At 62.5% G+C, this 23,931-nt stretch carries 23 protein-coding genes and 1 pseudogene; 14 read left to right on the plus strand and 10 right to left on the minus strand.

Going from position 1 to position 23,931, the window contains the following annotated elements; genetic code table 11:
* Positions 1 to 217: 217 nt before the first annotated feature.
* Both ACUXVH_RS21200 and ACUXVH_RS21205 read right to left on the minus strand, forming a co-directional pair.
* Positions 218 to 679, minus strand: coding sequence for a MarR family winged helix-turn-helix transcriptional regulator (locus ACUXVH_RS21200; RefSeq protein WP_011062536.1), 462 nt, complete (start codon positions 677 to 679; stop codon positions 218 to 220).
* 76 nt (positions 680 to 755) lie between these two features.
* Complete coding sequence (locus ACUXVH_RS21205; protein WP_011062535.1) at positions 756 to 1,706, minus strand: LysR family transcriptional regulator; 951 nt, start codon at positions 1,704 to 1,706, stop codon at positions 756 to 758.
* Between the two features lie 105 nt (positions 1,707 to 1,811).
* Between ACUXVH_RS21205 and ACUXVH_RS21210 the strand changes: the two genes are divergently transcribed.
* The gene (locus ACUXVH_RS21210) at positions 1,812 to 2,561 is read left to right on the plus strand and encodes a sulfite exporter TauE/SafE family protein (protein ID WP_011062534.1); all 750 of its coding nucleotides are present in this window, start codon (positions 1,812 to 1,814) and stop codon (positions 2,559 to 2,561) included.
* On the opposite strand, the gene ACUXVH_RS21215 is transcribed toward ACUXVH_RS21210, so the two are convergent.
* Together ACUXVH_RS21215 and ACUXVH_RS21220 are read right to left on the minus strand one after the other, a co-directional pair.
* Positions 2,551 to 3,405 carry a LysR substrate-binding domain-containing protein gene (locus ACUXVH_RS21215; RefSeq protein WP_065365477.1) on the minus strand — a complete coding sequence of 285 codons (855 nt, stop codon included), beginning with the start codon at positions 3,403 to 3,405 and terminating at the stop codon, positions 2,551 to 2,553. The two genes, ACUXVH_RS21210 and ACUXVH_RS21215, sit on opposite strands and share 11 nt — an antisense overlap.
* Before the next feature lie 72 nt (positions 3,406 to 3,477).
* Positions 3,478 to 4,047 carry a peroxiredoxin gene (locus tag ACUXVH_RS21220; protein WP_011062532.1) on the minus strand — a complete coding sequence of 190 codons (570 nt, stop codon included), beginning with the start codon at positions 4,045 to 4,047 and terminating at the stop codon, positions 3,478 to 3,480.
* Between the two features lie 415 nt (positions 4,048 to 4,462).
* Here ACUXVH_RS21220 and ACUXVH_RS21225 point away from each other — a divergent pair, with 415 nt between their 5' ends.
* The 5 genes from ACUXVH_RS21225 (at position 4,463) to ACUXVH_RS21245 (ending at position 9,065) form a co-directional block, all read left to right on the plus strand.
* Positions 4,463 to 4,630: a hypothetical protein gene (locus ACUXVH_RS21225; RefSeq protein ID WP_015636538.1), complete on the plus strand. Its 168-nt coding sequence runs from the start codon at positions 4,463 to 4,465 to the stop codon at positions 4,628 to 4,630.
* A gap of 447 nt (positions 4,631 to 5,077) precedes the next feature.
* Positions 5,078 to 6,535: a hypothetical protein gene (locus ACUXVH_RS21230; RefSeq protein WP_170866321.1), complete on the plus strand. Its 1,458-nt coding sequence runs from the start codon at positions 5,078 to 5,080 to the stop codon at positions 6,533 to 6,535.
* Positions 6,532 to 7,434, plus strand: coding sequence for a hypothetical protein (locus ACUXVH_RS21235; protein ID WP_019092874.1), 903 nt, complete (start codon positions 6,532 to 6,534; stop codon positions 7,432 to 7,434). The genes ACUXVH_RS21230 and ACUXVH_RS21235 overlap by 4 nt, the downstream gene beginning before the upstream one ends.
* 130 nt (positions 7,435 to 7,564) lie before the next feature.
* Complete coding sequence (locus ACUXVH_RS21240) at positions 7,565 to 7,786, plus strand: DUF1127 domain-containing protein (protein ID WP_015636535.1); 222 nt, start codon at positions 7,565 to 7,567, stop codon at positions 7,784 to 7,786.
* A 64-nt stretch (positions 7,787 to 7,850) separates the two neighbouring features.
* On the plus strand, positions 7,851 to 9,065 hold the full coding sequence (locus ACUXVH_RS21245; protein ID WP_015636534.1) for a winged helix-turn-helix domain-containing protein: 1,215 nt from the start codon (positions 7,851 to 7,853) through the stop codon (positions 9,063 to 9,065).
* 67 nt (positions 9,066 to 9,132) lie between these two features.
* Here the strand turns inward: ACUXVH_RS21245 and ACUXVH_RS21250 are convergent, their stop codons facing one another.
* A complete protein-coding gene (locus tag ACUXVH_RS21250; protein ID WP_011062528.1) occupies positions 9,133 to 10,479 on the minus strand; it encodes a class II 3-deoxy-7-phosphoheptulonate synthase in 1,347 nt (448 codons plus the stop codon).
* A 162-nt stretch (positions 10,480 to 10,641) separates the two neighbouring features.
* Here ACUXVH_RS21250 and ACUXVH_RS21255 point away from each other — a divergent pair, with 162 nt between their 5' ends.
* Complete coding sequence (locus ACUXVH_RS21255) at positions 10,642 to 11,397, plus strand: spermidine synthase (RefSeq protein ID WP_011062527.1); 756 nt, start codon at positions 10,642 to 10,644, stop codon at positions 11,395 to 11,397.
* Positions 11,398 to 11,446: 49 nt separating this feature from the next.
* Here ACUXVH_RS21255 and ACUXVH_RS21260 read toward each other — a convergent pair whose 3' ends face one another.
* On the minus strand, positions 11,447 to 12,238 hold the full coding sequence (locus ACUXVH_RS21260) for a crotonase/enoyl-CoA hydratase family protein (RefSeq protein ID WP_445495822.1): 792 nt from the start codon (positions 12,236 to 12,238) through the stop codon (positions 11,447 to 11,449).
* 386 nt (positions 12,239 to 12,624) lie between these two features.
* On the opposite strand from ACUXVH_RS21260, the pseudogene ACUXVH_RS21265 reads away from it, so the two are divergent.
* Positions 12,625 to 14,332, plus strand: a pseudogene (locus ACUXVH_RS21265) (DEAD/DEAH box helicase).
* A 91-nt stretch (positions 14,333 to 14,423) separates the two neighbouring features.
* Here the strand turns inward: ACUXVH_RS21265 and ACUXVH_RS21270 are convergent.
* On the minus strand, positions 14,424 to 15,191 hold the full coding sequence (locus tag ACUXVH_RS21270) for a DODA-type extradiol aromatic ring-opening family dioxygenase (protein WP_019092872.1): 768 nt from the start codon (positions 15,189 to 15,191) through the stop codon (positions 14,424 to 14,426).
* 102 nt (positions 15,192 to 15,293) lie between these two features.
* On the opposite strand from ACUXVH_RS21270, the gene ACUXVH_RS21275 reads away from it, so the two are divergent.
* Complete coding sequence (locus ACUXVH_RS21275) at positions 15,294 to 15,962, plus strand: thiopurine S-methyltransferase (RefSeq protein ID WP_011062523.1); 669 nt, start codon at positions 15,294 to 15,296, stop codon at positions 15,960 to 15,962.
* Positions 15,963 to 16,025: 63 nt separating this feature from the next.
* Here the strand turns inward: ACUXVH_RS21275 and htpX are convergent, their stop codons facing one another.
* Both htpX and ACUXVH_RS21285 read right to left on the minus strand, forming a co-directional pair.
* Positions 16,026 to 16,913 carry a protease HtpX gene (gene htpX, locus ACUXVH_RS21280; RefSeq protein WP_015636531.1) on the minus strand — a complete coding sequence of 296 codons (888 nt, stop codon included), beginning with the start codon at positions 16,911 to 16,913 and terminating at the stop codon, positions 16,026 to 16,028.
* A 301-nt stretch (positions 16,914 to 17,214) separates the two neighbouring features.
* On the minus strand, positions 17,215 to 18,426 hold the full coding sequence (locus tag ACUXVH_RS21285; protein WP_011062521.1) for a pyridoxal phosphate-dependent aminotransferase: 1,212 nt from the start codon (positions 18,424 to 18,426) through the stop codon (positions 17,215 to 17,217).
* A gap of 224 nt (positions 18,427 to 18,650) precedes the next feature.
* Between ACUXVH_RS21285 and msrB the strand changes: the two genes are divergently transcribed.
* The 3 genes from msrB to ACUXVH_RS21300 all read left to right on the plus strand — a co-directional run bounded on the left by msrB (position 18,651) and on the right by ACUXVH_RS21300 (position 20,090).
* Entirely contained in the window at positions 18,651 to 19,043 is a 393-nt protein-coding gene (msrB, locus tag ACUXVH_RS21290) for a peptide-methionine (R)-S-oxide reductase MsrB (RefSeq protein ID WP_011062520.1), read from the plus strand.
* 103 nt (positions 19,044 to 19,146) lie between these two features.
* Positions 19,147 to 19,632: a glutathione peroxidase gene (locus tag ACUXVH_RS21295; RefSeq protein WP_011062519.1), complete on the plus strand. Its 486-nt coding sequence runs from the start codon at positions 19,147 to 19,149 to the stop codon at positions 19,630 to 19,632.
* The gene (locus ACUXVH_RS21300; RefSeq protein WP_011062518.1) at positions 19,629 to 20,090 is read left to right on the plus strand and encodes a MarR family winged helix-turn-helix transcriptional regulator; all 462 of its coding nucleotides are present in this window, start codon (positions 19,629 to 19,631) and stop codon (positions 20,088 to 20,090) included. Before ACUXVH_RS21295 ends, ACUXVH_RS21300 begins: the two co-directional genes overlap by 4 nt.
* On the opposite strand, the gene ACUXVH_RS21305 is transcribed toward ACUXVH_RS21300, so the two are convergent.
* Positions 20,074 to 22,395 (minus strand): hybrid sensor histidine kinase/response regulator, encoded by a 2,322-nt coding sequence (locus ACUXVH_RS21305; protein WP_011062517.1) that lies wholly within the window; start codon positions 22,393 to 22,395, stop codon positions 20,074 to 20,076. The genes ACUXVH_RS21300 and ACUXVH_RS21305 overlap by 17 nt on opposite strands.
* 165 nt (positions 22,396 to 22,560) lie before the next feature.
* Between ACUXVH_RS21305 and ACUXVH_RS21310 the strand changes: the two genes are divergently transcribed.
* Positions 22,561 to 23,451 carry an ATP-binding protein gene (locus tag ACUXVH_RS21310; protein WP_019092871.1) on the plus strand — a complete coding sequence of 297 codons (891 nt, stop codon included), beginning with the start codon at positions 22,561 to 22,563 and terminating at the stop codon, positions 23,449 to 23,451.
* Entirely contained in the window at positions 23,448 to 23,930 is a 483-nt protein-coding gene (locus tag ACUXVH_RS21315; RefSeq protein ID WP_445495827.1) for a GAF domain-containing protein, read from the plus strand. Before ACUXVH_RS21310 ends, ACUXVH_RS21315 begins: the two co-directional genes overlap by 4 nt.
* Position 23,931 lies beyond the last annotated feature (1 nt).

Consider the following 23,931-nt stretch of genomic DNA (forward strand, 5'->3'; position numbering starts at 1 on the left):
GTGGAAGCCTCGTGGTAGGTGATTTTCGCGCTAATTATTTGCGCGCTAAGTAAGTGCGAAATAAATGTATCTCGCTAATATTTAGTGCGCAAGATAAATTTTGCTGAAAACCCCTCCATTAGCCTTGAGTCATGGGCAACTCATTGATTCTGAAAAAAATATTTTTTCGGTTGAGAAGCTAGCCTCAGCCATAGGGGGCTGGCTTGCCAGCAAAGCGTCAAAGACTGTCCTGCAGATGCCCGCGCAACACCTGCAAATCTTCCTGCAACTGACGCAATTGCTCCACGCTCCGGCCGCTGGCCCCGAGGATGCACTGGGGAATGTCCCGGGCTTGCTCGCGCAGCACCCGGCCCTGTTCCGTCAGTTGGACAATCACCACCCGTTCATCTTCCCGACTGCGGGTGCGGCTGAGCAGACCTTCGGCCTCCAGGCGCTTGAGCAGCGGGGTCAGGGAGCCGGGGTCGGTCAGCAGGCGCTGGCTGATCTCGCCGACCGTCAGCCCGTCCCGTTCCCAGAGCACCAGCATCGCCAGGTACTGCGGGTAGGTCAGCCCCAGCTTCTGCAGCAGAGGCTTGTAGACCTTGGTCAGCATCAGCGAGGTGGAGTGCAGGGCAAAGCACACCTGGTTGTCCAGCAGCAGTTGATCGCAGGAGTCCAGGGGGGAGCGTTCGGTGGTCATGTTGGCGGCCTTGATCATTGATGGTCATGAATCTAGCGGGCGAGTCTTTAATGCGCCAGATAATTTTCCTCAGGTCTCAGCCCATCGCGCTTTGCAATGCCAGGTCCCAGGGCGGAACCGGGCTGAAGCGGCTTTTCAGGTACTCCAGCAGCAGGCGGCTACGGGCATTGGGGTGCTGTTCCATGCGCAAGGCGTAGATGCCGGCGGTTTCCGGCTTGGGCAGGCCGCCTTCGCAGAACAGCGGCACCAGTTCGCCGCGCAGCAGGTATTCACTCACCAGCCAGGTGGGCAGGTGGGCAATGCCCAGCCCGGCCAAGGCCCCGGAAAGCAGGGCTTCAGCGTTGTTGGCACCAAGGCGTATACGCTGCGGACGATGGCTCTGCACCTGGCCGTCAAGCTCGAAGCGCCAGGCGAACAGCGGCGCCAGGCCATCCCAGTCGAGGCCGTCGTGCTGGCTGAGTTCGGCGGGGTGGCTGGGGGTGCCGCGGCTTTTCAGGTAGGAGGGGCTGGCACAGGCGATACGCACGATGCTGGCCAGGGAGGTGGCGACCATCCGCGTGTCCACGCGCTGGCCGGCGCGCAGCACCAGGTCGACCTTGCCCAGGTGGGAGCCCTGCATGTCGACAAAGCTGTCGATCAGGTGCAACTGCACATCCAGCCCGGGGTAGAGCACCAGGAAATCGGCAATGGCCGGCGCCAAGTGGCGGCGCCCGAAGGCAGCAGGGGCGTCGATGCGGATCAGGCCCTCCGGGGCATGGCTCAGGGAAACTGCCTCGGCCCGAGCCAGTTGCAGCTCGGCAACGATACGCCGGGCCCGTTCGGCAAAGGCCTGGCCGGCGGCGGTGGCGACCACGGCGTGGGTGGTACGCATGAACAGAGTGGTGCCCACGGCGTTTTCCAGGCTGTCGATGCGCCGGGCCACGGCGGAGGGCGTCAGCGGATGGCGGCGTGCCGCTGCGGAAAAGCTGCCCGCCTCCAGCACATCAAGAAACAGCCCCAGTTGTTCGGTCAGTGTATTGGGATTCATGATCAGCTCGCTTATGCGAAAACGGCAAAGCCATTGTGCGTTGCTATGCGTTTCCGTGCCAGGGCCGACTGCGTAGCATGCAGCTCTCAGGTGAGGAGAGCGGTTGTGATCGAGTTGATGATGTATCTGTTGTTGGGCGCGGCGTTGGGTACGGTGGGCGGGCTGTTCGGTATTGGCGGTGGCTTGATCGCGATTCCGGTGCTCGGCGTGCTGTTTGGCCTGGACCAGCAGATTGCCCAGGGCACGGCGCTGGTCATGGTTGTACCCAATGTGCTACTCGCGCTGTGGCGCTATCACCAGCGCAACCGCATAGAGGCGCGCCACGCCTTGCCCCTGGCCCTGATGGGGTTCAGTTTCGCCTGGCTGGGCTCGATCTGGGCGGTGGGCATCGATGCACAGAAGATGCGCATCGGCTTTGTCGCCTTTCTTCTGGTGCTGTCGGCCTACAACCTGCTGCGCATGTTCATGGCCAGTGCCCCGGCCAGCAGCGAGATGCGTTACCCCTGGCCTTGGCTCGGGGTATTGGGCGCCGCTTCCGGGGCCATGGGCGGGCTGTTCGGGGTGGGGGGCGCAGTGGTTGCCACGCCGGTACTGACCAGTGTCTTCGGCACCACCCAGGTGGTAGCACAGGGTTTGTCCCTGGCGCTGGCGCTACCCAGCACCGGGGTCACCCTGGTGACCTATGGCTTTCACCATCAGGTGGACTGGGCGATCGGTCTGCCGCTGGCAGCCGGTGGCTTGCTGAGCATCAGTTGGGGGGTGAAGGTCGCCCACGCCTTGCCCGAGCGGCTGTTGCGCGGCCTGTTCTGCGGCTTCCTGGTGGTGTGTGCGGTGATGCTGGCGTTTAAAGTTTGAAGCCTTCGACGATGTGTTCGGCCAGGCATTCGGTGATGGGCGAGGGCTGGCTGAGGTTGCGCAGTAGCATGATGCTGGCCTCGGGCAGCTCCGGCAGCCCTTCGTTCTCGCCGAGGATGCGCAGGTCCGGCGTGATCAGGCTTTCCAGCTGAGCGGTGATCGCCAGCCCGGCGCTGACCACCGCCATGATTGCCGACAGGCTGGAGCTGTTGTAGGCAATGCGATAGTCGAGGCCGATGGCATCCAGGGCGTTGCAGGCCCACAGCCGGCAAAAGCAGTCGCTGTTGAACATCGCCAGCGGCAGTGGCGTCTGTTCATGGGGCGTGAAGCACTGGGCCACGGCCCAGACGAAGCGCTCCTTGCGCAAGAGTTGGCCGATCTCGTTGCCCGGCTCTCGGGTGACGATGGTCAGGTCCAGGTCCTGGCGTTGCAGCAGTTGCTTGGACGATTCGCAATGCACTTCGATCTGGATCAGCGGGTAGCTCTGGGCGAAGCGCGACAGAATCCCCGGTAGAAAACGCATCACATAGTCATCCGGCGTGCCGATGCGCACCAGCCCCACCATGTGCGGTTCGCGCAGGGTATTGAACACTTCGCTATGCAGTTTCAGGATGCGCCGGGCATAGCCCAGCAGTACCTGGCCCTCGGCGGTCAGCTTGACCTGGCGTCCGTCGCGCTGGAACAGCTGGCGTTGCAGCACGTCCTCTTCCAGGCGCTTCATCTGCATGCTCACCGCCGATTGGGTGCGGTTGACCCGTTCTCCAGCCCGGGTAAAACCGCCTTCATCGGCGATGGCGACGAAGGTGCGCAGCACTTCGGTGTCGATGCTGGGGAACTGGGACATTGATCAAATCCTGAGATGCATAGGGCAGGAAGCATTCCTGGGCCTGATCTTATTCCTCGAAAGGCCATGGCGTCATCCCTGGCGTTGCGCTTGCAGCCAGGCCAGCACCTGCCGGGCGTTCTGGTCCGGTGGAAACACCGGGTAGAACACCTTTTCGATCTGCCCGGCCTTGAGAATCAGAGTCAGGCGTTTCAGGAAGCGGGTGGCGTTCAATTCGAACATCGGCAGCCCCAGGGCTTCGGTCAATTGCCCCTGTGCATCGGAGAGCAGGGCAAAGGGCAGGTGCAGCCGCTCGACGGCTTCACGTTGATAGTCGCTGTCCTGGCTCGAGAGGCCGAACAGGTTCGCCGCCCCGGCCGCCGCGAGTTCTTCGGCCAGGTCGCGAAAGCCGCAGGACTGCGGGGTACAGCCGCGGGCGCCGGGGGTCATGTCCCAGCCCTCCAGCAGCGGCAAATCCGGTCGTCCCATGCGCGGGTAGACATAGAGCACCGTTATGCCGGGCAACGTCGATAGGTCGACCCCTTCGCCCGAGGTGGAGGGCAGTCGTAGCCCGGGCAAGTGCAGGCCTTGCAAGTGACGGGCTGCGCCATCGTCCTGGGGGGGCGGGATACGCGACCAGTCCACGCTCAGCATGTCTCTCATGACGCTTCCTCCTGATCAGTAGTGCTGGGCAATCGCAATAGGGATAGCTGGATAACAGAGTGTCGATAGTGCTCCTTAAGTTCAAGTAGTACTGCGGATAAATGATGTTCGATCCAGCAATTAATGCTCGTGGCTTTTATTGGTTTTGTCTTTGGCTTTAGTTGTGCTGTGTTATTGGCGATAAGCCTTATCGGTGCTGGCTATAAGTTTTCAAAAAAGGTCTGGAGTGTTGGCTATAAGTTGTTGTTTGCTAATTTCGCTGCGCGATAAAAATCAATGAATATGCCCTGGGCCGATTAATGGTCAACTTTGTCGTTGTTTGGGTTTGCCTAAAGAAACATCCGCTACTAGTGTTGCGCTTGCCATGTACAGATGGTCTGTACTGGGATTGCGACCAACTTTGGAGGGTCCTTTCATGAACGTGAAAGCGGAACACACTGAGCCAACCACTGCCGAGCTGACACAGCTCAAGACCAAGCTCAAAGCCGGCAAGCTGGCGCCGGAAGACCTCAAGGCGCTGGTGGGCCTGGTGGAACGTACGGAGAAGGCGGCGAAGCAACTTAGGGCAGCCATCGTCGAGTAAATGACGCTAACGCTTTGGAGGGCAGGATCAGAAATGGACCTCACTACTCGAACTACTCATATCGATATATCTGAACCGTTGCGTAGCCCTCCATTTTTAGCGCGCAGCACTATCGGCAGTCACTCGGTACTGCTGCTGGGAAGTCTGGAAGCGCCTATCTCTACACTTAGTGATAATGCTTTTATTGTCGAACGCATTGCCCAGAGTCTCAACTTGTCGGCGCTGGGCGCCCAGTTCAATGCGGAAGAAGTTATTTTTCTGCTGAACGAGCAATATACCGCTGCAGAAGAGTTTGTTTATGGTCACCCCATCTGGCGAAAGATAAGAGAGGGTGATCAAGCTGCGCTCTACGCTTATATCCTGGAAACCCGGCACTACCTGGCTGCCGCGGCCTCGAGGATGTGCCCCTCGGTCAGCCCGGGCATAGGGTTGTCGCCGATCTCCCTGATGCTGTCCAGGCATGCGCTGGAGGAGTGGGATCATGCGCAGTTCTTCAATGAGGCCCTGGAGCTGATCGGCTGTTCCGGTGACATGGTCAGGCTGGCCCGGCCTTTGCCCGCAACCCTGGAGTGGATTCACCTGTCCCGGCAGATCGCGGCCATGGGCGAGCTGGTGTCGGCGGCCTGCTCCGGTTTCATGGAGCACTCCTCGGTGGAGCAGGAGGCGGTGCTGGGTTGGCATGAGTTGCTGGTGGGCCACAACCTGTTGAGCCGCAAGGCGACAGACAAGGTGCTGGGGCATTTTTCCACCGACATCCAGTATGGGCATTCGGATAACTGGAAGAAGGCCGTGCGCACCCAGGACTGCTATCCCGCGCCGGTGGTGGCCACGGTGCTCAATGCAGTCTGCAGCCTCAGCGAAATGATCTACCGCTGGCTGACTGCGCTGGAGCAGGGATGTGCCAGCTCCATTGTCACCGCGGCCCAACTGGTGGCGGAGGAGGGGCTGGACCAACTGTTGCACGCCGCTGATTCGCCCCTGGACGTGGAAATTTTCCAGGGCCTGCCGGTCTGGCCGTCCAGTGTGATGAGCCTGGTCAACGGTGAGCGTTCCGGCGATGACAACCCTGCCGATACCGTCGTTGCATCCTGCTATGCCCTGGGGCCGCGAATGACGCAACTGGTCATGAGCCCGGCGCCTTTTGGCGCACTGATCACCCAGGTGCATGAGCAGTTGCTCAATGGGCAGAGCTCCAGCGCCGAGAGTGTGGCGGCCATCGAACAGATGACCACCGACTGGCTGGTATCGGTGGACGGCCACGGCCTGTGGCAACAGATGACCGGGGGCTGCGCGGATGAGCTGATCATCGGCTACATGCTGGAGAACTATCATTACCTGGCCTCGGCGACCCGACATGTCAGCCCGGCCATTGCCGCCTGTGCGGATGCGCGGATCCGCGAAAACCTGTTGCAGCACCTGCAGGATGAGCTGACCCACTGCGACATCCTCAAGCCCAGGCTGCGCGAACTGGGAGTCCGGCGCCCGGAAGCGATGCGACCCTTGCCGACCACCACTGCCTTTGTCGGTTATCTCAGCGACCTGGCACGGCATGACTGGAAGGGCTACCTGATCGGTTCGACCTATCTGCAAAAAAGCCTGAGCGAATGCCGTGGCGATGATCGTCACCTGCGTTTCTACTCGCAGGTGTCCGCCAACAACCCGCGCTGTGCAGCGTTGCTGGGGGCCATGGCAGCCCATGACGAACTGGATGACGAGCTGGGCCACGATCAGCGGCCGTCGCTCAACATCGAGTACCTGCTGGCGCGGGGCGACGTGGGCCGTGACTCGGTGGCGCGTGCGGCCATGCTGCCGTCACTGGCCTGGAGCTTTCTGGATGGCATCCGCCAGCACTATTGCACCGGCAAGGACGCGGTGCTGCAGCGCCAGGCCTGGAGCGCAACATGAACCAGCCCTATTTCCAGAACCTGGAGCCCCTGGCGCAGTTGCAGGAACTGTTGTTCGAGCGTGATGACTTCGAGGCCCTGGCCAGGCGTTTGCCGGAACCCAGGATGGCTCTGGAAAAGTGGCGCGATGTGTTGCATGGCGAGCTCCTGTCGCTGTTTCGCTGGGGGCTGATTCGCGCCAGGGAGAGCCTGGATGATCAGGGGGCGGGCCAGGGCTATGGCCAGGAAGTCCTGTGCCTGCTGCCCTATTACGGCTTTTGTCTGCATGCAATCCGCCGCGCCGCGCCCTTTGCCTTGATGGGCATACCCACCACGGTGTCGGTGCGTCACGACCGTTATCAGGAGGCCAGTGCAGTGATTGGCGAGTTGGCGGTCGTGCTTGGCGTAAAGGATTGGCTGCGGGTCAGTGAGGAATCCTCGGCAGAGCTGGTGCGGCAGTTTCATGGGCGCGATGGCCTGATCGTGCTCACCGGCAAGCAGTCCACCTACACCAGCCTGCGAAGCCGCTACCCGGACGCGTGGATCATTGCTGCAACCGGCTGTTGCGGGGTGGTCCTGTCGGTGGAGGAGCAGCCGGCCCGCGTCATCGAGGAACAGCGCCAGGAACACCGGTTGCCGGTCAGTTGCAGCAACCATGGCTACACCGTCCTTGCCGAAGCCCTGACCCCGCAGGCGGCGGTGCTGGCCATCAACGGCGCCCGGCCCGCGGTCAGCAGCACGGTGCAAGAGTTGCTCGGGCAACTGCACCCGTCCATTGTCCTGACTCCCCCTTCGGCTCTGCCGTTGCCCGATGATCTTGGCGGCTACAGCCTGCTGGCCTGTGAAGAGTCGGCGGCGGCCAGCCTCGATGGTTTCGGTCGCGACCCACTGGGCGGCTGGCCGGGGGATTACCGGATCTGAAAGCGGTCCCTGGAAACACCGGCGGGGAATCAAAGCATCAAACCCTGAGATGTATTGCATAAGAAACATTCGTTGGATTGATCCTTGTTCGGGGAAGAGACTGTGCTCATCCCCACTGGAGGACAGGATCATGAAAGCGCAAAAGGGTTATCTGCTGGTTCACAAACTGCCAATTCAGGCGTTGTCGTTACGTGCACTATGGCACCAGGTGGTCCGCTGGCACGAGTTGGCGCAGGAGCGCCGGATGCTTGCCGGCCTGAGCGATTCGGCCCTGCATGACCTGGGGCTGAGCCGGGCGGATGTGGAGCATGAAGCGGTCCGCCCGTTCTGGGACGACCCGATGCACAAATAACCCGGTGGCCACTACACAAGCCGGTCCAGGGTGCGCTAGCGTGCGGGCAGACCAGGAGACGCTCATGCCCGCACTACCTTCTTTCTCGCTCAAGCAGGCCCGCCGGCTGGCGCTGGCTGCCCAAGGCTTCGGCGGGCGCCAGCCGCCGGCATCGATCAAGGCCTCCCGACTCAATCAGCAGATCGAGCGCCTGGGCCTGTTGCAGATCGATTCGGTCAACGCCCTGGTGCGCGCCCATTACTTGCCGCTGTTTTCCCGTCTTGGCAGTTATCCACAGCAGCTGCTCGATCAGGCCGCCTGGAGCCAGGGGCGCCAGCGCACCTTGTTCGAGTACTGGGGGCATGAGGCCTCGCTGCTGCCGATGTCCATGTACCCCTTGATGCGCTGGCGCATGCAGCGCGCACGCCAGGGGCAGGGTATCTACTCGCAACTGGCGCGTTTCGGCCAGGAACGCCAGGCCACTCTGCGCCGGGTGCTGGCGGCCGTGGAGCAGCAGGGCGCGCTGGGGGCCGGCAGCCTCTCCACCCGCGAAGAGCGGGCCGGCCCCTGGTGGGACTGGAGCGAAGAAAAGCATGCCCTGGAATGGCTGTTCGCTGCCGGTGAGGTGACAGTGTCCGGCCGCCGCGGTTTCGAGCGTCTGTATGACTTGCCGGAACGAGTGATCCCGGCGGCGATCCTCCAGCAGATGCCGTTGGAGGAAGCCCAGGCCCAGCGCCGGTTGCTGCTGCAGGCGGCCGGGGCACTGGGGGTAGCCACGGAAAAGGACCTGCGGGACTACTTTCGCCTCGATCCCGGCGATAGTCGCGCGCGGCTTGCCGAGTTGTGCGAGTCCGGCGAACTGCTGGGCTGTGAGGTCCAGGGCTGGAAGCAAAGTGCCTATTGCCTGCCCGAGGCGCGGGTGCCGCGCAAGGTCGAAGCCAGCGCGCTGTTGTCACCTTTCGATTCCCTGATCTGGGAGCGTAGCCGTACCGAGCGGCTGTTCGATTTCCGCTACCGCCTGGAGATCTACACGCCTGAGCACAAGCGGGTCTATGGCTATTACGTGCTGCCGTTCCTGCACAACGAGCGGATTGCCGCCCGGGTCGACCTGCGGGCGGAGCGGGCCCAGGGGCGTCTGGCGGTGCACGCGGTGCATGAGGAGCCATTCGGTCTGGACGACGAGGGTGTCCGGGCATTGGCCCTGCAATTGCGAAAGATGGCCGACTGGCTGGGGTTGGAACAGATTCAGCTCAATTGCCAGCGTGATGGCGCGCGACGCCTGCGTGAGGTGCTGGGGTGAAGAGCTTCGCGGGCCAGCCCGCTCCTACACAGCCCTTGCAGGAGCGGGCTAGCCGGCGAAAGCGCTCTTAGCGCTTGACCTGCTTCAAGGTCTCGGCAATCAGGAAGGCCAGTTCCAGAGACTGGTCGGCATTCATCCGCGGGTCGCAATGGGTGTGGTAACGGTCCGACAAACCATCCTCGGTAATCGGCCGGGCACCGCCGATGCATTCGGTGACGTTCTGCCCGGTCATCTCGATATGGATGCCACCGGCATAGCTGCCTTCGGCCTGGTGGACCTGGAAGAACTGCTTGACCTCGGTGAGGATCTGCGCGAAATCCCGGGTCTTGTAGCCGCTGCTGGCCTTGATGGTGTTGCCGTGCATCGGGTCCGAGCTCCACAGCACCTGCTTGCCTTCGCTTTCCACCGCGCGAATCAGCTGTGGCAGGTGATCGCCGACCTTGTTGGCGCCCATGCGCACGATCAGGTTGAGGCGGCCGGGATCGTTTTCCGGGTTGAGGATATCGATCAGGCGGATCAGTTCGTCGGTGTTCATGCTCGGGCCGACCTTGACCCCGATCGGGTTGTTCACCCCGCGCAGGAACTCCACGTGGGCGCCGTCCAGTTGCCGGGTGCGATCGCCGATCCACAGCATGTGCGCCGAGCAGTCGTAGTAGTCGTTGGTCAGGCTGTCGCGGCGCACGAAGGCTTCTTCATAGTTGAGCAGCAACGCTTCGTGGGCGGTGAAGAAGCTGGTTTCGCGCAGTTGCGGCGCGCTGTCCAGGCCGCAGGCACGCATGAAGGCCAGGGTTTCGTCGATGCGGTCTGCCAGTTGGCTGTACTTCTCGGCCAGGGCCGAGTTGGCGATGAAATCCAGGTTCCACTTGTGCACCTGGTGCAGGTCGGCGAAACCGCCCTGGGCGAAGGCTCGCAGCAGGTTGAGGGTGGCGGTGGCCTGGTGGTAGGACTGCAGCAGGCGGTCGGGGTCCGGCACCCGGCTTTTTTCATCGAAACCGATGCCGTTGACGATGTCGCCCCGGTAGGCCGGCAAGGTCACGCCATTGATGGTTTCGTCGTTGGCCGAGCGCGGCTTGGCGAACTGGCCGGCCATGCGCCCGACCTTGACCACCGGGCAGCCGGCGGCAAAGGTCATGACGATGGCCATCTGCAGCAGCACCTTGAAGGTGTCGCGAATCTTCGCCGCGGAGAATTCGGCGAAGCTCTCGGCACAATCGCCACCCTGCAACAGGAATGCCCGGCCCTGGGTGACTTCGGCAAACTGGCGACGCAACTCCCGGGCTTCACCGGCAAACACCAGCGGTGGATAACTGGCCAGGCTTTGCTCGACCTGCAGCAGGTGCGCGGCATCGGGGTAGTGGGGTTGTTGCTGGATCGGCAGGGCGCGCCAGCTGTCGGGGCTCCAGGGTTGGCTCATCGCGGACTCGAGTGCTTTAACGGTGGGAGGGGCATGTTAGCAGCAAATTAGTGCGTGACCTGCTCCTCTCGCTTGGCCGACAATCGCGCCTTTCCCGCTCGCTGCCGAGCGGTTGGTTTATCGCGCCGGCAAGGTTCTGTGCCCGCGCGGCTAGGAGATGAAATGACTGAGGAGCGCGTCGAGCGCCTGCTCGCCGAAGTGCATGACGAATTCGGCATGATCCGGGTCCTGGAAGTGGCGGACTATCGTTTTCTCGAATTTGGCGATGCCATCGAGCAAAGCTGTGTGTTCACGGCGGACCCCAGTTGGCTGGAGTACGACTACACCCGGGCCATGCTGATCGGTGCCCTGTGCCATGAGGCGCCGGAGAGCGCGTTGTTTCTCGGGCTGGGCGCCGGCACCCTGACCCAGGCCTGCCTGAAGTTCCTGCCCCTGGAAGATGTGGAAGCCATCGAACTGCGACCGGACGTGCCGCGCCTGGCTATCGAGTACCTGGGGCTGGACGACGATCCGCGTCTATATATAAGAGTCGGCGATGCCCTGGAGCTGCTGGACAGTGCTGAATCCGCCGACCTGATCTTCGTCGACCTGTACACCGACGTCGGCCCCGGCGTCGGGCATCTGGCCTGGGGGTTTCTGGAGAACTGCCAGAAGCGCCTCAACCCCGGCGGCTGGCTGGTGATCAACCAGTGGGCCACCGATGATGGCAAGCCCTTGGGCGCCGCCCTGTTGCGCGGGCTCTATCACCGCCATTACTGGGAGTTGCCGGTGAAGGAGGGCAACGTGATTCTGATCGTGCCGTCCGACCTCGACCAGGAGCTGGACCTGCCAGGCCTGAATGCCCGGGCCCAAGCCCTGGCCCCACGCTTGGGCTACTCCCTGCAACCCTTGATCAAGGCGATCCGCCCGGCCACATAAGCCCTTGCTGGCGCCGGCTGGCCGGCGAAGCCGATCTGCCGGCCCCTGTTCAGCAGCCCTTGAACACCCCGGGCCGTTTTTCGATCATCGCCCGCACGCCCTCTTTGGCGTCCTCACTGTTCATCAGTTTGTGCACCAGCGGCGCCAGCCCCTGGGCGGCCGCCGTTTCCCCTTCGAGCCTGGCCTGGCGTGCCGACATCAGGGTCGCCTGCACCCCCAGCGGTGCCTGGCGGGCAATCCGTTCGGCCAGTTCAATGGCCCGGGGCAGCAGGTCTTCGCTGGCCATGACCTCCTGCACCAGGCCCAGGCGCAGGGCTTCATGAGCATCGAATTCGTCCCCGGTCAGCAACCAGCGCATGGCATTGCCCCAGCCGGCCAGTTGATGCAGGCGCAGGGTCGCGCCGCCGAAAGGGAAGATTCCGCGTTGCACCTCCATTTGCGCGAAGCGGGTATTGCTGGCGCAGAGATTGATGTCGGAGGCCAGCATCAGCTCGATGCCGATGGTCAGGCAGTAGCCTTGTACGGCGACGATCACCGGCTTGTTCACCCGTGGGCCGCTGAACACGCCCCAGGGGTCGCAGCCACCGGCTGGTGCTTGCCAGCCCTGGGCCAGGGCGGCGCCGACATTGGCCAGGTCCAGGCCTGCGGTGAAGTGCTCGCCGTGGCCGAACACCACCGCCACTCGCGCCTCGCTGCTGGCTTCGAACTCGCCGTAGGCCAGGCTCAACTGGTTGAGCAGCTCGAGGTCGAAGGCATTGCGCTTGGCCACCCGGTCCAGGCCGATAAGGAACAGGTGACCACGTAGTTCATGGCTGACACGGCTGGCACTGGGCTGATTCATGAGCGCTGTCCTGGGAAGAAAGAGGGGAGGTTGGCGCGGGCGGTTTCGTGCACAAAGGTGAACCGTTTAAGCGCGATGACCAACAGCGCCGGGCCTGAGCAAAATAGCGCGCCGCCGAAGTCTGCGCAAAGCCCATGACAATCGGGTGTTCAGCGGATTTTTCCGATAAAAAAAACTCCCTTTTTTGAGTAATTCCGGTATAGTGCGCGCCGGCCTTTAGCCGGGCCACGTTTAGGTAATGCAATTCCCCGAAGTCAGCTTCGGCTGCTTGTCCGCTGCGCGGACTATCCTTGACGATCCATTCATCCAATCGTTTTCGCAAATCCCCGCCGACAAAGCTGCCAGGGTGACTCTTGAGTCTTACACGGCATGCGCAGCTTTGGAGCATGGGTCTTTGCGGATGCACTTAGAGGCAGACCCATGACCCAGGAAATCGGCGGCTTCGCCGCTCTTGAACTTCATCCCAATATTGTCGCTGCAGTAGTCGCTACCGGCTATGAAGAGCCTTCGGCTATTCAGCAGCAGTCGATCCCGATCATCCTTGCCGGTCACGATATGATTGGTCAGGCGCAAACCGGTACCGGTAAGACCGCTGCCTTTGCCCTGCCTATCCTGCACCGCATTGATCCGTCCAAGCGCGAGCCGCAAGCTCTGATCCTGGCCCCAACCCGTGAGTTGGCGCTGCAAGTAGCAACCGCTTTCGAAACCTACGCCAAGCAAATGCCGGGCGTGACTGTTGTGGCCGTCTACGGCGGTGCGCCGATGGGCCCACAACTGAAAGCAATCCGTAATGGCGCACAGATCGTTGTCGCCACTCCGGGCCGTCTGTGCGACCACCTGCGTCGCGACGAAAAAGTCCTGGCCACCGTGAACCACCTGGTTCTCGACGAAGCCGACGAGATGCTCAAGCTGGGCTTCATGGATGACCTGGAAGTGATCTTCAAGGCCATGCCGGAGACCCGCCAGACCGTACTGTTCTCGGCCACCCTGCCGCAGTCGATCCGGGCCATCGCCGAGCGTCACCTGAAAGACCCGAAACACGTCAAGATCCAGAGCAAGACCCAGACCGTCACCGCGATCGAGCAGGCTCACCTGCTGGTTCACGCCGACCAGAAGACCTCTGCCGTTCTGAGCCTGCTGGAAGTTGAAGATTTCGACGCCCTGATCATGTTCGTGCGCACCAAGCAAGCGACCCTGGACCTGGCCAGTGCCCTGGAAGCCAAAGGCTACAAAGCCGCTGCGCTGAACGGCGACATCGCCCAGAACCAGCGTGAGCGCGTGATCGACTCCCTCAAGGATGGCCGCCTGGACATCGTTGTGGCGACCGACGTAGCCGCCCGTGGTCTGGACGTACCGCGCATCACCCACGTATTCAACGTGGACATGCCGTACGACCCGGAATCCTACGTGCACCGTATCGGCCGTACCGGCCGTGCCGGTCGCGAAGGCCGCGCGCTGCTGCTGGTGACTCCACGTGAGCGTCGCATGCTGCAAGTGATCGAGCGTGTAACCGGTCAGAAGGTTGCCGAAGTTCGCCTGCCGGACGCCCAAGCCGTTCTCGATGCCCGCATCAAGAAGCTGACCAACAGCCTGTCGCCGCTGGTGGCTGATGCTGAAGCGACCCACGGTGATCTGCTTGATCGCCTGACCGCCGACATCGGTTGCAGCCCGCGTGCCCTGGCCGCAGCCCTGCTGCGCAAGGCTACCAACGGTCAAGCGCTGAACCTGGCCGCGATCGAGAAAGAGCGTCCACTGGTGCCCAACAGCGCCCCACGTGGCGATCGTCCCGAGCGTTCCGGTGACCGTCCTGATCGTGGTGACCGTGAGCGTCGCGCGCCAATGCCTCTGGGCGAAGGTCGTGCACGCTGCCGCACCGCGCTGGGTGCCCGTGACGGCATCGCTGCCAAGAACCTTCTGGGCGCGATCCTCAATGAAGGCGGCCTGGCCCGTGAAGCTATCGGCCGCATCCAGGTGCGTGACAGCTTCAGCCTGGTCGAGCTGCCGGAGGACGGTCTGGACCGTCTGCTGACCAAGCTCAAGGACACTCGCGTTGCCGGCAAGCAGCTGAAGCTGCGTCGCTATCGCGAAGATTGATCGGCCCCTGGGCTGATTGATCAGGCATAAAAAATCCCCGACTGGTTCGGGGATTTTTTTTGCCTGTCATTTGCCTTGGAGCTGGCGGCCATCAGCCAAATCGGTAGATGTCCATGCCCAGGGCGCCCAGGGTGAAGCCCTGGTGGGCCACGCTGAATTTGCCACCGGCGCCCCGGGCGAAATACAGCGGCAGCAGGTGTTCATCACTGGGGTGGCTGCGCACGGCATTCGGTGCCTGCTGGCGGTAGTCATGAAGGGCCGCCTGGTCATCGGCCGCCAGCTTGTCGATCATCCAGTCGCGAAAGGCCTTGGCCCAGGGTTCGACGCTTTCCGGGCCAGCGTGCCAGTCCAGGTCCCGCAGGTTGTGGGTGATGCTGCCGGAGCCGATCAGCAACACGCCCTGTTCCCGCAGGCCCGCGAGGGCATGGCCGATACGGGTCTGCAGGGCCGGGCCCAGGCGGCTGGGCAGCGACAGCTGGACCACCGGGATGTCCGCCTGCGGGTACATCAGCGACAGCGGTACCCAGGTGCCGTGGTCGAAGGGGCGCTGGCTGTCCAGTTGGGCGGGCAGGCCTTCGGCCTGGAGCAGCTCCACTACCTGGGCTGCCAGTTCCGGATCGCCCGGGGCCGGGTATTGCACGGCAAACAGCGCGGCGGGGAAGCCGCCAAAGTCGTGCCAGGTTTCCGGGTGCGGGTTGCAACTGACTCGCAGATCGGAGCTTTCCCAGTGGGCCGAGACCACCAGGATCGCCCTGGGCCGGGGCAGCTCGGCTGCCAGGCGAGCCAGGGCCGGGCCGCTGGCGCCGGGTTCCAGCGCCAGCATGGGAGAGCCGTGGGAGATGAACAGGCTGGGAAGCATGAAGAGGCTCCTGAAGGTTAAGATGCGCCATCTTCAATCAGATCAATGATCTAAATCTAATATAAGTTTTAGCGCTTTTTGATCGAATTTTAAGGACTTCTCATGCAAGCGGACTTTTGGCAAAAGCGCTGGGAGCGCGATCAGATCGGCTTTCACCTGGCAGAGGTCAACCCTTACCTGCAGCAGTACTGGCCGGCCTTGGGCCTGGCGGCGCAAAGCCGCGTGCTGGTGCCCTTGTGCGGCAAGAGCCTGGACCTGATCTGGCTTGCCGACCAAGGGTTCGAGGTGCTGGGCATCGAACTGGCGGAAAAGGCGGTGGAGGATTTCTTTCGTGAGCACCAGTTGCAGCCGCAGATCAGCCAGCACGGGGTGTTCAAGGTCTACGCCCACGGGCCCATTGAGCTCTGGTGCGGTGATTTCTTTGCCCTGACCGCCGAGGACACCGCTGATTGCACGGCCCTGTATGACCGCGCAGCCATGATTGCCTTGCCCTCGCCCATGCGACAGCGCTATGCCGCTCACCTCAATGGCCTGTTGCCGAATGGCAGCAAGGGGCTGCTGATCACCATGGATTACGCCCAGGAGCAGTTGGACGGCCCGCCATTTGCGGTGCTCGACGATGAGGTCCGGCAACGTCTGGGGGGTGTCTGGCAACTGCAGGTAGAAACGGAGCGCGACATTCTTGGCGAGAGCTGGAAGTTTCTCCAGGGTGGCGTGACCCGGCTGGTGGAGAGGGTCTATCGCCTGAGCAAGCAGGGTGCCGCGAGATAGGTTTTTGGCGGCCAAGCAAAAGGGCGACTTGCGTCGCCCTTTTGGGTATTGCCTTGCAGTGGATCAGCCGCGACGACGCAGGGCCTCGATACGCTCTTCCAGCGGAGGGTGGCTCATGAACATGCGAGCCAGGCCCTGCTTGATGCCACCGTTGATGCCGAAGGCATTCAGGGTGTCGGGCATGTGCACCGGCAGGCCCTGTTCCGAACGCAGGCGCTGCAGCGCGCCGATCATCGCGTTGGTGCCGGCCAGGCGGGCGCCGGCTTCGTCGGCGCGGTATTCGCGTTTGCGCGAGAACCACATGACGATGGCGCTGGCCAGGATACCCAGAACCAGTTCGGCGAAGATGGTCGCCACGTAGTAGGCGATGCCCTGGCCTTCTTCGTTCTTGAAGATCACCTTGTCGACGAAGTTGCCGATGATCCGTGCGAAGAACATCACGAAAGTGTTCACCACACCCTGGATCAGTGCCAGGGTCACCATGTCACCGTTGGCGACGTGGCCGATCTCGTGGGCCAGCACGGCTTTCACTTCATCGGGCGAAAAACGTTCCAGAAGGCCCTGGCTGACGGCTACCAGCGCATCATTCTTGTTCCAGCCGGTGGCAAAGGCGTTGGCCTCATAGGCTGGGAAAATACCCACTTCGGGCATCTTGATGCCCGCTTCGCGGGACAGTTGCTCGACGGTCTGCAGCAACCATTGCTCATGGCGGGTGCGAGGTTGGGTGATGATCTGCGTGCTGGTGCTCATCTTCGCCATCCACTTGGAGATGAACAGCGAGAACAGCGAACCGGCAAAACCGAAGACCGCACAGAAAATCAGCAGCTGATTGAGGTTCAGATCAACCCCATTGGCCGCCATGAACCCGTTGAAGCCGAAAAGGCTCAGGGTGATGCTGGCAATCAGCACGACCGCAAGGTTAGTGGCCAAAAACAGCAGGATTCGCATCATGGTTGTAGAAATCTCCTCAAGCTAAAGATGTAGCGTACTGCGGGGTATATAAGGTGCGGCAACCGCCTATTCAATACGGCTTCTATTTCAAACTGTGTCGCACAGGCCGGGTCTAGACGCTTGTAGTTCAACGCCATGAGCCAACGCCAGGGCGGCCGCCACCCGGCTGCGGTGCAGACGTGTGACAGTGGGCAGGACGGAAAGTGCAAGCTTATAGAAGGGGAGTGGAGCAGGGCAGTGAAGATGTGTTGCTGAATTAATCGCAGTGCGACCAGAGAAGGATCGCACTGCGATTTTTCCGTTACTGGCGGTAGGACTTGAGGAAGCTGCCGATCCGACCAATGGCCTGCTCCAGGTCATCCACCCGCGGCAGGGTCACGACGCGGAAGTGATCCGGCCATGGCCAGTTGAAGGCCGTGCCTTGCACCACCAGGAGCTTTTCCGAGAGCAGCAGGTCGAGGACGAACTTCTCGTCGTTGTGGATCGGGCAGATCTTCGGGTCGATCCGCGGGAAGGCATACAGCGCGCCCATGGGCTTGACGCAACTGACCCCGGGAATGTCGTTGAGCAGTTCCCAGGTGCGGTTGCGCTGTTCCAGCAGGCGGCCCGGGGGCAGCACCAGGTCGTTGATGCTCTGGTAGCCGCCCAGTGCGGTCTGGATGGCGTGCTGGCTGGGCACGTTGGCGCACAGGCGCATGTTGGCCAGCATGTCGATGCCTTCGATGTAGCTCTGGGCGTGCTGCTTGGGACCGGAAATGGCCACCCAGCCGGAACGGAAACCGGCTACCCGATAGGACTTGGACAGGCCGTTGAAGGTCAGGCACAGCAGGTCCGGGGCCAGCGAGGCGGTGCAGATGTGCACGGCGTCATCGTAGAGGATCTTGTCGTAGATCTCGTCCGAGAACACCACCAGGTTGTGCTGGCGGGCCAGCTCCAGCATGCCCAGCAGCACTTCCCTGGGGTAGACGGCGCCGGTGGGGTTGTTCGGGTTGATGATCACCAGGGCCTTGGTGTTCGGGGTGATCTTGGCCTTGATGTCGGCCAGGTCCGGCCACCAGTTGGCCTGCTCGTCGCACAGGTAGTGCACCGGGTTGCCGCCGGCCAGGCTCACCGCGGCGGTCCACAGCGGGTAGTCGGGGGCCGGCACCAGCACTTCGTCGCCGTTGTTGAGCAGGGCCTGCATGGCCATCACGATCAGCTCGGAAACACCGTTGCCCAGGTAGATGTCTTCGATACCGATGCCTTCCACCTGCTTCTGCTGGTAGTACTGCATCACCGCCTTGCGGGCACTGAACAGGCCCTTGGAGTCGCTGTAGCCCTGGGCAGTGGGCAGGTTGCGGATCACGTCCTGGAGAATTTCGTCCGGCGCTTCGAAACCAAAGGGCGCCGGGTTGCCGATATTCAGCTTGAGGATGCGGTGGCCTTCCTCTTCCAGACGTTTGGCGTGCTTGAGCACTGGGCCGCGAATGTCATAACAGACGTTGGCGAGCTTGTTCGATTTGCTGACCTGCATGGCGATGTGTTCCCGAAAATGAACGATCCAGGCGGAGGATGAACTACCGTACTGGGAATCCTGCCGTGTCACACCGGCCTGTAACCCGCACCGGCTGCGGCAAAATCCGTTTGAATGGGTGTAACGCGGCTGCCAGACTGGCGTCTGACGAGGCGCAATCATACGTGCCGCCCGATCCGTGGAAAAGACACAGATCGGGCTTTTTCCGTTGCAGAGGAAGGACCATGGAAAAGCTGGAAAAAACCCTGGAAGAATGGCGGTCGATGCTCGACCCGGAGCAGTACAACGTCTGCCGGCTCAAGGGCACCGAACGGCCCTTCTCGGGCAAGTACAACGGCACCAAGACCGATGGGGTCTATCACTGCATCTGCTGCAATGAGCCGCTGTTCGATTCCAAGGCCAAGTTCGATTCCGGGTGTGGCTGGCCGAGTTTCTACGAGCCCATTGCCGACAGCGCCATGGTGGAGATCCGTGACATGAGCCACGGCATGATCCGTACCGAAGTGGTCTGCGCCAAGTGCGACGCGCACTTGGGCCACGTGTTCCCGGACGGCCCGCCGCCCACCGGCCTGCGTTACTGCATCAACTCGGTGTGCCTGGACCTGGTGCCGCGCTGACCGGTTGGCGATTCTTCGGAATCGCCTTTTTTCAATTAAATTGCATGCAATTTAATTGAGCGCTATTTTGCTGCCTCTTACTTCCACACATGGAGTTGCCGTCATGACCGACTCACTGCTGACCATTCCCTGCACCACCATCAAGGGTGAACAAAAGACCCTGGCGGACTTCGCCGGCAAGGCCGTGCTGGTGGTCAACACTGCCAGCAAGTGCGGCTTCACCCCGCAATACAAGGGGCTCGAAGAGCTGTGGCAGACCTACAAGGACCAGGGGCTGGTGGTATTGGGCTTTCCCTGCAACCAGTTCGGCAAGCAGGAACCAGGCAACGAAGGGGCGATCTCCGAGTTCTGCGAGCTCAACTACGGTGTGAGTTTCCCGCTGTTCAAGAAGGTCGAGGTCAATGGCGCCGGGGCCCATCCACTGTTCGCGCAGTTGAAAAAGCGCGCCCCCGGCGTGCTCGGCTCCCAAGGCATCAAGTGGAACTTCACCAAGTTCCTGATCGGCCAGGACGGCAAGCTGGTCAAGCGTTTCGCTCCGGCAACCAAACCCCAGGACCTGAGCCGCGAGATCGAAGCCCTGCTCAAATGAACGACCTGTCCGTGGATTCACTGAAACTCGATTCCCAGCTGTGCTTCAAGCTGTACGCCGCCTCGCGGGCGGTGGTCCGTGGCTACAAGCCGATGCTCGACCGCCTGGGCCTGACCTACCCGCAGTACCTGGTGATGCTGGTGCTGTGGGAATGGCAGGCAACGCCTCCGTCCCTGCCGACGGTCAAGGCCCTGGGCGAGCGCCTGGCCCTGGATTCCGGGACCCTGACCCCGTTGCTCAAGCGTCTGGAGCAGTTGCAACTGGTGCAGCGCCAGCGGTCCGGGCGCGACGAGCGCGAGGTGCACTTGAGCTTGAGCGAGCGCGGCCTGGCGCTGCGTGAGCAGGTGCCGCCGCTGAAGGCGGCGCTGCTGTGCGACAGCGGGATCGATCTGGACAACCTCGATCAGCTGCGCGAGGGCCTGGATCAACTGCTGCAGCAGATCAAAGCTTTGTCGTAGTCGGCACCCAGAGGTCGAGCAGGGCGATCAATTCTTCGCGACGAAACGGTTTGGCCAGGTAGTCGCTCATGCCGGCGGCGCGGCAGCGTTCACGCTCCTCGGGCATGGCGTTGGCAGTCAGGGCGATGATCGGCAGATCCGGCCAGCGCCCGCTGCGCCGGATCTGCCGGCTGGCTTCGTAGCCATCCATGACCGGCATGTTGCAGTCCATCAGCACCAGATCGAAACGATGCAGCTCCAACTGGTTGAGGGCTTCGGCGCCATGGGCGGCCACGGTCACCGCGCAGCCGAGCTTGCTCAGCATGCCCTTGGCCACCAGTTGGTTCACCGGGTTGTCCTCCACCAGCAGAATGTCCGCCCGGCGCCGTTGCACCGGCATTTCCAGCTGGGCGTCGTTGAGGGTGATGGTTTCCCCCAGCAACGAGCGTCGCAGGGTCTGATACAACGCATTGCGCGCCAGGGGCCGGGCCTGCTGTTGCAGCGGTGCCAGGGCGTTGGCCTCTTCGCTGGGCAGGAAGCTGCCATAGGCGGTCACCAGCAGGATTGGCGCGCGGATCGCCGGGCGCAGGCCGAACAGGCATTCCGGGCAGTCGGTGATCAGCAGGTCGGGGTCGAGGCCGGCCAGGGAATCCTCGATATCACAGCGCTGATAGCTCAGGCCCCAACTGGGCAGCAGGCTGGCCAGCAGCTCGGCGAGGCCGCTGCCGGCCTCGGTGATGGCGATGATCTTCCCGGCCAGCGCCGGCGGCGGGGCGGCCGGAGTGTGACAGGGCAGCGGCAGGTCGGCGCAGAACTGGCTGCCGAAGCCGACTTCCGAACTGATGCTCAGGCGGCCGTCCATGGCTTCGCAGAGGTTGTAGGTCAGGGCCAGGCCCAGGCCGGTGCCGCCGTATTGGCGAGTGATGCCGGCGCCGGCCTGGGTATAGGGCTGGAAGATGCGCACCTGGGCTTCCTGGGCGATGCCGATGCCGGTGTCGCAGATCTCGATGCGCACCCCGTCGCCCAGGGTGCTCAGGCGCACATCGACGCGGCCGAAACGGGTGAACTTGAGGGCGTTGGACAGCAGGTTGCTGACGATCTGCCGCACTCGGGTCGGGTCCCCCAGTACCAGGGCGGGGAAGTCCGGGGCGATCAGGCAGGCCAGCTCCACGCTGGCCGCGGCGTTTTGCGACAGCAGGTTGGCGGTGTCCTCCACCAGTACCCCGAGATCGAAGGGAATGCGCTCCAGCTCCAGTTGCCCGGCGTCGAACTTGGACATGTCGAGAATATCGTTGAGCAATTCCACCAGCACCTTGCCGGAGTCATGGGCAATCGACAGCTGCTGGCGCTGCTCGGGGTTCAGCGGGCTGTCCAGGGACAGTGCGATCATCCCCAGCAGGCCATTGAGCGGGGTGCGAATCTCGTGGCTCATGTTGGCCAGAAACGCCGCCCGGGCCTGGGCCATGTCCAGGGCAGTGCGCCGGGCGATCTCCAGTTCCTCGTTGGACTGGCTGAGCCGGGCATTGCTGGCCTTGAGTTCGGTGGTGCGGGCCGAGACGATGTTCTCCAGTTGCCCGAGGTATTCGGTCAGGCGGTTCTCGGCGTTGCGCCGCTGCTGGATCTCGGTGGCCATGATGTCGAACTGCTGGTTGGCCACCTTGACCAGCACCCCGACCTCGTCGTTCTCGTGGCCATGGGGAAAGTCCAGCTTGGCCTGTTTCGGGCTGCGCGGGTCGCGGCTGCTGAGCTCGCGGATCACCCGCACCAGGGGCTTGGTCAGCATCACGTAGAACAGCGCCAGGAGAATCCCGGTGAGGATCAGGCTGCGGGCGAACCCGTTGATCAGGGTGACTTCGGCACGCCGCAGGAAACGGCTGCCGAAGGCGTAGGTATCCACATCCAGGTGCAGGGTGCCGAGGGACTCCTCCGGCAGGTGGCTCAGATACAGGCGATCCTCGAACTGGCGATCGGCGCCGAACAGGAAGTCGCTGATGGCCCGATAGCGGCTCTGTTGCGGTGGCCGTTCGACGTTGGCCAGCAGGGTATTGTTGTTGTCGATCAATTGCGCGCGAATGATCGCCGGGGAGCGCAGCAGGCCCAGGGTCAATTCCTGGGCCAGCTCGGCGTCGATGTTGTAGGCGATGCGCGAGGCCGGATTGTGGCTGATTTCCAGCAGCGATTGGATTTCACGATTGATGGAGGCGTCTTCGCTGGCATAATCGATGCCGATTTGCAGCAGACTGAGCGCGGTCCCCAGAATGAAACCCACCAGCACGGTGAGCCGGGCCTGTTTATAGGACAGGCGGTTGGTGAACTTGATATCCATGGGGGGTTGAACCACTTTCGTTTCCCTTCGCTGCGCAAGCATAGCTGATCATTTTTGGTTGCCGGGCTGGCCGGGCAGCAGCTGATAAAGCGATAGACCCCTTGATCGGGATTGCGTTTGCTCTGTGTGCCGCATCATTACCTTGAACGTGCCTGAGGAAAAGTCGTGGATGCTCGATTGAATGCATTTCTTGAACGTGCCGATGCGGTTCTGGCGCGGATTGAACCCTTGTTGCCCACCCTGCGCCAGCCCATCGACTGGAATCAGTGCCTGGCGGCCCGCTGGCAGCGTGAAGGGCGCAGCGGTTTCCTGCTGCCGCTGGAAGTCAGCCTGGACATGCGCCTGAGCGACCTGATCGGGGTCGACAAGCAGCGTGAGCAACTGGCGCGCAACACCCAGCAGTTCCTTGACGGCCTGCCAGCCAACCATGCCCTGCTCTGGGGTTCGCGTGGTACTGGCAAGTCTTCCCTGGTACGGGCCCTGCTGGCCGAGCACGCCAAGGGCGGCCTGCGGCTGATCGAGATCGAGCGTGACCACCTGGCGGACCTGCCGCGGGTGGTGGAACAGCTGGTCAAGCTGCCCCAGCGTTTCGTGCTGTTCTGCGATGACCTGTCGTTCGAGGCCGGCGAGGGCGATTACCGGGTGCTCAAGAGCGTGCTCGACGGCTCCCTGGAGCAGGCCCCGGAGAACGTGCTGCTGTACGCCACCTCGAACCGCCGGCACCTGGTGCCGGAAAAGGAAAGCGACAACGAGAACTGGAAGCGCGTCGACGGCGAGCTGCATCCCAGTGAAGCCGTGGAAGACAAGATCGCCCTGTCGGACCGTTTCGGCCTGTGGCTGTCGTTCTATCCCTTCACCCAGGAGCACTTCCTCAACGTGGTGGAGCACTGGATCGGCGAACTGGCGCGCAAGGCCGGCCTCGACTGGCAGCGTGACGAAGAACTGGACATCCTCGCGGTACGCTGGGCCACCGGCCGGGGCAACCGCAATGGCCGTTGTGCCTATCAATTTGCCCGCTATTGGGTGGGCCTGCAGTTGTTGGAGCAAAAAGCATGATCGATTTGCAAAGCGCCGGCCAAGGCCTGGACGGTTACGGGCTGCTGTGCGCGCAGTTGGAGTCGCTGCTGGCCGATGAGCGTGATTTCATCGCCAACGCCGCGCAGTTCTCAGCCTTCCTCTATAGCCAGCTGGAGGACCTGAACTGGGCGGGGTTCTACCTCAACCGCAACCAGGAGCTGGTGCTCGGGCCGTTCCAGGGGCAGATCGCCTGCGTGCGGATTCCGTTTGGCCGTGGCGTCTGCGGTACCGCGGCGGCGACTCTGCAGACCCTGCGGGTGGAAGATGTGCACGCCTTTGCCGGGCACATTGCCTGTGACAGCGCCTCCAACAGCGAGCTGGTGGTGCCGCTGGTCAAGGACGGCCGGTTGATCGGTGTGCTCGACCTGGACAGCCCGAAGCTGGCGCGCTTCGGTATTGCCGACCAGGCGGGAATCGAGCAACTGGCGGCGATCTTTCTGCGCCTGAGCGACTGCTGAA

The organism is Pseudomonas sp. 8(2025) (genome assembly GCF_052665325.1).

Coding starts and splice junctions, on each gene's coding strand:
- msrB (WP_011062520.1), top strand. CDS start 18,651: ATGGAAAAGCTGGAAAAAACCCTGGAAGAATGGCGGTCGATGCTCGAC.
- ACUXVH_RS21260 (WP_445495822.1), bottom strand. CDS start 12,238: ATGAATCAGCCCAGTGCCAGCCGTGTCAGCCATGAACTACGTGGTCAC.
- ACUXVH_RS21250 (WP_011062528.1), bottom strand. CDS start 10,479: ATGAGCCAACCCTGGAGCCCCGACAGCTGGCGCGCCCTGCCGATCCAG.
- ACUXVH_RS21275 (WP_011062523.1), top strand. CDS start 15,294: ATGCAAGCGGACTTTTGGCAAAAGCGCTGGGAGCGCGATCAGATCGGC.
- ACUXVH_RS21295 (WP_011062519.1), top strand. CDS start 19,147: ATGACCGACTCACTGCTGACCATTCCCTGCACCACCATCAAGGGTGAA.
- ACUXVH_RS21245 (WP_015636534.1), top strand. CDS start 7,851: ATGCCCGCACTACCTTCTTTCTCGCTCAAGCAGGCCCGCCGGCTGGCG.
- ACUXVH_RS21300 (WP_011062518.1), top strand. CDS start 19,629: ATGAACGACCTGTCCGTGGATTCACTGAAACTCGATTCCCAGCTGTGC.
- ACUXVH_RS21205 (WP_011062535.1), bottom strand. CDS start 1,706: ATGAATCCCAATACACTGACCGAACAACTGGGGCTGTTTCTTGATGTG.
- ACUXVH_RS21285 (WP_011062521.1), bottom strand. CDS start 18,426: ATGCAGGTCAGCAAATCGAACAAGCTCGCCAACGTCTGTTATGACATT.
- ACUXVH_RS21315 (WP_445495827.1), top strand. CDS start 23,448: ATGATCGATTTGCAAAGCGCCGGCCAAGGCCTGGACGGTTACGGGCTG.
- ACUXVH_RS21240 (WP_015636535.1), top strand. CDS start 7,565: ATGAAAGCGCAAAAGGGTTATCTGCTGGTTCACAAACTGCCAATTCAG.
- ACUXVH_RS21235 (WP_019092874.1), top strand. CDS start 6,532: ATGAACCAGCCCTATTTCCAGAACCTGGAGCCCCTGGCGCAGTTGCAG.
- ACUXVH_RS21255 (WP_011062527.1), top strand. CDS start 10,642: ATGACTGAGGAGCGCGTCGAGCGCCTGCTCGCCGAAGTGCATGACGAA.
- ACUXVH_RS21230 (WP_170866321.1), top strand. CDS start 5,078: ATGCTGTCCAGGCATGCGCTGGAGGAGTGGGATCATGCGCAGTTCTTC.
- ACUXVH_RS21305 (WP_011062517.1), bottom strand. CDS start 22,395: ATGGATATCAAGTTCACCAACCGCCTGTCCTATAAACAGGCCCGGCTC.
- ACUXVH_RS21225 (WP_015636538.1), top strand. CDS start 4,463: ATGAACGTGAAAGCGGAACACACTGAGCCAACCACTGCCGAGCTGACA.
- ACUXVH_RS21200 (WP_011062536.1), bottom strand. CDS start 679: ATGACCACCGAACGCTCCCCCCTGGACTCCTGCGATCAACTGCTGCTG.
- ACUXVH_RS21270 (WP_019092872.1), bottom strand. CDS start 15,191: ATGCTTCCCAGCCTGTTCATCTCCCACGGCTCTCCCATGCTGGCGCTG.
- ACUXVH_RS21215 (WP_065365477.1), bottom strand. CDS start 3,405: ATGTCCCAGTTCCCCAGCATCGACACCGAAGTGCTGCGCACCTTCGTC.
- htpX (WP_015636531.1), bottom strand. CDS start 16,913: ATGATGCGAATCCTGCTGTTTTTGGCCACTAACCTTGCGGTCGTGCTG.
- ACUXVH_RS21220 (WP_011062532.1), bottom strand. CDS start 4,047: ATGAGAGACATGCTGAGCGTGGACTGGTCGCGTATCCCGCCCCCCCAG.